6 protein-coding genes are annotated in these 5,433 nt (G+C 60.3%); 2 read left to right on the top strand and 4 right to left on the bottom strand.

Features of this window, described 5'->3' with window-relative positions:
- Positions 1-469 (bottom strand): NAD-dependent epimerase/dehydratase family protein (locus tag ADG881_RS17405; protein WP_232211769.1); only part of this gene is annotated, 469 nt, incomplete at its 3' end.
- A gap of 10 nt (positions 470-479) precedes the next feature.
- Positions 480-1,715, bottom strand: coding sequence for a phosphoserine phosphatase SerB (gene serB, locus ADG881_RS12965; RefSeq protein WP_007149710.1), 1,236 nt, complete (start codon positions 1,713-1,715; stop codon positions 480-482).
- A gap of 243 nt (positions 1,716-1,958) precedes the next feature.
- Between serB and ADG881_RS12970 the strand changes: the two genes are divergently transcribed.
- Positions 1,959-3,152, top strand: coding sequence for a hypothetical protein (locus ADG881_RS12970; protein ID WP_050760162.1), 1,194 nt, complete (start codon positions 1,959-1,961; stop codon positions 3,150-3,152).
- Here ADG881_RS12970 and ADG881_RS12975 read toward each other — a convergent pair.
- Positions 3,098-3,892, bottom strand: coding sequence for a RimK family alpha-L-glutamate ligase (locus ADG881_RS12975; RefSeq protein WP_039926776.1), 795 nt, complete (start codon positions 3,890-3,892; stop codon positions 3,098-3,100). The two genes, ADG881_RS12970 and ADG881_RS12975, sit on opposite strands and share 55 nt — an antisense overlap.
- A 145-nt stretch (positions 3,893-4,037) precedes the next feature.
- Between ADG881_RS12975 and ADG881_RS12980 the strand changes: the two genes are divergently transcribed.
- Positions 4,038-4,799 carry an enoyl-CoA hydratase gene (locus ADG881_RS12980; RefSeq protein ID WP_007150979.1) on the top strand — a complete coding sequence of 254 codons (762 nt, stop codon included), beginning with the start codon at positions 4,038-4,040 and terminating at the stop codon, positions 4,797-4,799.
- A 106-nt stretch (positions 4,800-4,905) separates the two neighbouring features.
- On the opposite strand, the gene ADG881_RS12985 is transcribed toward ADG881_RS12980, so the two are convergent.
- On the bottom strand, positions 4,906-5,367 hold the full coding sequence (locus ADG881_RS12985) for a flavodoxin family protein (protein WP_007150533.1): 462 nt from the start codon (positions 5,365-5,367) through the stop codon (positions 4,906-4,908).
- Positions 5,368-5,433: the final 66 nt, after the last annotated feature.

Below are 5,433 nucleotides of genomic sequence, written 5' to 3' on the forward strand. Positions count from 1 at the left end.
GAATCAGCCAGGCCGGCACATGAATCACCGGCTTGCCCAACAAGTCGCCCAGCGTATCAATGGACAGGGCGCCATCTCCGGCCAGATTGAAGCAACCGCTACGATCGTGATTGACTCCATGCTCGGTAATACCCACCACATCCTGATCCCAGATAAAAACAAACGGCGACGGCGAACCGGCCACGGCCAGCAACCGCTCCCCCTCGAAAAGACGGGTAATCAGGTTACGAGTGTCCGCGCCCAGCACGGTGCCGGGGCGCAGCACCAGCTGCTTCAGGGCGGGATACTTTTCCCGGTAATCCGCCAGCAAGTGTTGCACCTGGCGCTTGTGATCCGAATAGGGGAATTCCGGATTACCCCGCAAGGGGTCGCGGTCACCGGGCCAGGCCGGGTTATCGGCGTAATAACCATAAGCCGCTCCGGAACCGGCCTCTTGCGTTTTAAGGCTATGGCCGCGTTGATCGCGCAGCTGTCCACTATCAACTGCTCTTCAAAAGCTCCGCCTGATCCTTGTCCCGCACGCCGATGAGATAAAGAATGCCGTCCAGCCCCAGAGTGGAGATGGCTTGTTCGGCGTTCTGTTTGACCAGTGGTTTGGCGCGAAAGGCAATCCCAAGGCCGGCTTCGCCGAGCATGGGCAGGTCGTTGGCGCCGTCTCCTACGGCGATTACCTGTTCCAGGCTGATGCCTTCCTGGGTCGCAATGTCTTTCAGCAAGTCGGCCTTGCGCTGGCCGTTGACGATCTGGCCGACAACCCGGCCGGTGACCTGGCCATTCTCGATTTCCAGCTCGTTGGCATGGACATAATCGATCCCCAATAGCTGTTGCAGCCATTGCCCAAACCAGGTGAAGCCCCCGGAAAGAATGGCGGTGCGGTAGCCCAGGGCACGCAGGGTGGAGACCAGCCGTTCGGCGCCTTCGGTGAGCTGGATACGCTCGCGCACCCGTTCCAGTGCGCCTTCATCGAGCCCTTTCAGCAGGGCCACGCGGGCGCGGAAGCTTTCATTGAAATCCAGTTCCCCGCGCATGGCCTGCTCGGTAATGTCTGCCACTTGTTCGCCGACACCGGCTTCCGTGGCCAGCTCGTCGATGACTTCAGAGCGGATCAGGGTGGAATCCATATCGAAGACTACCAGGCGGCGGTTGCGGCGGTAGGCGCTGTCGCGCTGGAAGGCAATGTCCAGGTTGCGTTCGTTGGCAATGCTCAGGAAGGCGGCACGCATGGCCTCGCCATCGTCCGGCTCGCCCCGCACGGAAATCTCGATGCAGGCGCGGCTGTCCTGATTGAGCGCTTCGCCTTCCAGGTGCACGCGCCCGGACAGCCGGGCAATACTGTCGATATTGAGCCCGTTGTTGGCCACGGTGGTGGTCACATCGGCTAACTGTTCGGCGGTGATCTTGCGCGCCAGCAGGGTGATGATATGGCGGTCCTTGCCCTGGCCGGCCACCCACTCTTCGTAGCGGTCTTCATCGATGGGCCGGAAGCGCACATTGATGTTCAGCTTGTGGGCCTCGAACAGCAGATCCTTGAGAACCGAAGAGGATTCCGCATCCGGCGGCGTTTCTACCAGTATGCCCAGTGACAGGGTGTCGTGAATAACGGCCTGGCCGATATCCAGAACATTGAGCCGATAACGGGCAAGAATTCCCGTGAAGGCGGCGGTCAGGCCGGGCCGGTCATTACCAGATACCTGGATCAGGATGATCTCGCGCACGCGTGGGCTCCCAGTTGCAGAAGATAAAAAGTGCCAGAAGGTAAAAAAGCGTTAGATTGTCGGCGCCATCTTTGCCCCGAAACGGCGTAAGAGTAGCAGAAATGGCCGCTCGAGAGGCAGGTTCTTGTGCCTGGCGAGGTTCCCCAACGACAGGCGACTACGCCAATTGGGTCAAGTTCTGCCCGGCCGGGCACGGTATACTGCGCCGCAGTCTCAATGGTCAAGAATACGGAAAGCAAAGTTATGTCCCTGTGGGAACAATGGCGGCCATGGATCCGGCAGCAACGGAGCTTGCTGCGCGAGCTGATACTCATGCTGCTGGCCATGTTGGTGGTCGGTGTCTATTTCCTTGAGCACTTTTCCGCCGGCCTGGAACAGGAGCGCAAAGTGCAGCTACAGGCGCTGGCGCAGCAGACGGCTCGTCGTGTGGCGGAAGCCTTGGCCAGCGAGGATTCCATCAGCATCAATCTGATTGGCCGGGAAACCGTGCAGCTGAAACCGGTGGTGGGGATTCGCTTCGACGATACGGCCGGGGAGCAGGTCGGGGCAGCGGGGGAGAAGACGTCGCCCTTGCGTGTGACCGTGCCAGCGGCACTGCCGGATGGGGAGTTGGCGGGTACCCTGACTTTGCTGGGCGATAATACCTTGTCGCCACGTAAACAGATTGAAGCGGGGTTTGTGCTGGCGGTGCTGTGCCTGTTGTTGCTGCGGGTGGCAGCGGCGCTGATTCAGCAGCGCCTGCAACCGCCACAGGTTCTGGAGGAGCAGGATACACCTGCACCTGCGGCGCCGCCGGTGCCACCACAGAGCGATGCACCGTTTCCTCCCATCGCCCGGTCGCCCGTGCCGGATGGGGCGCAGCTGCAGGCTCAGTTGCGTCTCAGTATTGTCAATTTCGACCATATTCGTCAGCGTTATACGGATGATGCGCTGCAGGAGGTGCTGGCAGAGTATCAGCAGCTGCTGGAGCAGGTGGCGGCCCTTTATGATGGTCACCCGGGGCCGGCGATTGGCGAGCAGGCGGGGCTATATTTCTATCAGGGCCCGGCATCACGCGCCGCGTTCTCCGCCCTGTGCGCGGGGCTGCTGTTCCTGCGGGTGGTGCGTTTGCTGGCGCCACAGCGCAAGCAGGCCGGTAAGGTTTCACTGGAGTTCAAGGCGCTGGTCACCGCGGACGCGGATCAGGACGAAGCCTGGGCCCTGTGTGTGGCCGGGGTGCCAGGTCGACTCAATGTGCCGGATACCCAGCTGACCCTGGCCGAACTGGATGTGAAAGCGCTCTATCAACCGGAGAAGGCGCAGGTAGTGTGTGCCGGCGATCACCGGGTGCGTTTGCAGCCGGTGGAGCAGCTCGCCCATCGCTACCAGGCGTTGCTACGGACTCAGGCGGAGACTTTGCTGTCGGATGACGGGGGCAAGGTCGCGCCCAGCAAATAGTCGTGCATGGCCCGTTGCACATTGCGGTTCAGTTCGGGAATGCCGGTGTTCCCGAACAGTCGGTTGAATTCCAGAATGTAGGGGTGGCCATCCACCATGGCCACATCAAACCCGGCGTGATTGATATCCAGATACCGCGCCAACCCTTCCACCAGTGACACCGCGCTGTCGGGAACCGGCAGATCCGTGCGTACCCGGCCGCCCTGGCTCACGTTGTTAAGAAAGCCGGAGCCTTCCCGCCAGTAACTGGCTACCACGTTGTGGCCTACCACCACGATGCGCAGGTCGCGCACGATGGGCAGCAGTTTCTGCACATAGAGCACCGATTCCTGTGCGGCATAGTCCTGCAGCTGTTGCCGGTTTTCGATCAGGTAAACCCCCATGCCCTGGCTGGAGCGCACGGACTTGGCCACAAACGGAAAGCGCCATTGGTCCAGAATCTGGGCGATACCGTATTTGTCCGAGGCGGTGATCAGGGTGTCAGGCACATGGTCCGGGCAGGCGGTTTGCAGGGCGCGGGTCATTTCTACCTTGTCGTGACCCAGGTGGTAGCTGCACAGGCTGGGGAAAATGGGCCGCTTGAGCACATAGTGCAGGCTGTTGATCTGCCAGTAGCCGGGGAACAGCAGCCAGTCCGCCGCCGTGAGTTCGTCGCGGTGCTGGTGCATGTGTTCGGGCTTGATATAACGCACACCGGGGAGGCCGAGGGTGCGGAAAGGATCGAAGGTAATCAGTTTCACGGTAGGGTTTCCGATCAAGGTTCGCTTTTTTAATCGCCTTTGACCGGCCGGTCAAGCGTCTTTGTCGTTATTCGCCCTTGGCAGGCGGGGGTGCGCCCGCTAGCCTTGCCCGACTATAAATACGATTGGGAGAGCTGTCGTGACGATGCCGACACTGGAAAGTGATCTGGTTCTGGTGAACAACACCGAATCAGTGATGGAAATTACCCTGAACCGTCCGGACAAATTGAATGCGCTGACCAGCGCCATGTACCGGGATTTGGTCAAGCTGCTGGCAACTGCAGAGCAGAGTGATGATATTCACGTGGTGCTGTTCAGAGGGGAGGGCAAGTCCTTCAGTGCCGGTAACGACCTGGTGGATTTCCTGAATGCCAAGCCCGGTGAAGCGGGGGAGGCTGCCCATTTCATTCAGGCCATCCACGATTTCCCCAAGGTTGTCGTTGCGGCCGTGCAGGGCAACGCGGTTGGCGTGGGCACCACCATGTTGTTGCACATGGACCTGGTGGTCGCATCCGAGGATACCAAGCTGATCACGCCGTTTGTGGATCTGGGCGCCGTACCGGAAGCCGGTTCCGCCAAGCTGCTGCCGGCCTGGATCGGCTATCAGCGCGCGGCACGCATGCTGCTGCTCGGTGAGCCCATGTTGGCCGCAGAAGCGCTGGAAATCGGGCTGGTCGCCAAGGTGGTGAAGGGGGATGAGCTGGACGCGACAGCACGCAACATGGCGGCGACGCTGGCGAAGAAGCCGCCTCGTGCCTTGCAGGCGAGCAAGCGACTGATGCGTGAGTCCATCAACAAGCCGCTGCACCAGGTAGTGAAAGAAGATCTGGCGTTGTTCGGCGAAATGCTTCAGGGCGACGAAGCCAAGGCGGTGATTGCGGCCATGGTGAGTAAGAGCAAGGGCTAAAAGCAGTAACGAGTTTCGAGTGACGAGTCGCGAAGATCAAAAGCTGCAATCAGGAGCGTCTGAAACAGGTTTTAGCTTTTCGCGACTCGAAGCTAGTAACTCGCAGCTAAAGAATTCCCGCATCCAGTCCCGCCGCCAGATACATCCCCAGTTCCTCCACTTCGGCCTCGAAGTCGTCCTGCCATTCCCCTTTTAACACCTGTGGGTCCTGTACCCAGTTCCAGCGCAGGCCGGTGACAATGGTTTCCACTGCCCGGCGGGTGCCGGTGCCGTCATGGCCGGCACGGATGTACAGGGCGCAGGGCAGGCCCTGCTTCTCTTCCAGTACGGCGTAATAAGTGCGGTCAAAGAAGTCTTTCAGTGCGCCACTCATATAGCCCAGGTTTTCGGTGGTGCCGAGCAGAATGGCATCACAGTCCATCACGTCTTCCGGCCCTGCATCCAGCGGTGCCTTTACCGTGACCGAGACGTTTTCGATATCCTCATGCCCGGCGCCACGGGCGGCGGCCTCGCGGAGTTTTTGCGTATTCGGTGACGGAGCGTGGGCGACGATCAGCAGTTTTTTCATGGTCTCGCAATTCAACGCGGTCGATGGAGTCAGCATATCAGCTAAATACCCGGTTGCCGTAGGAGC

It is taken from the genome of Alcanivorax sp. DG881 (assembly GCF_000155615.1).
In the GTDB taxonomy this organism is placed as follows: Bacteria; Pseudomonadota; Gammaproteobacteria; order Pseudomonadales; family Alcanivoracaceae; genus Alcanivorax.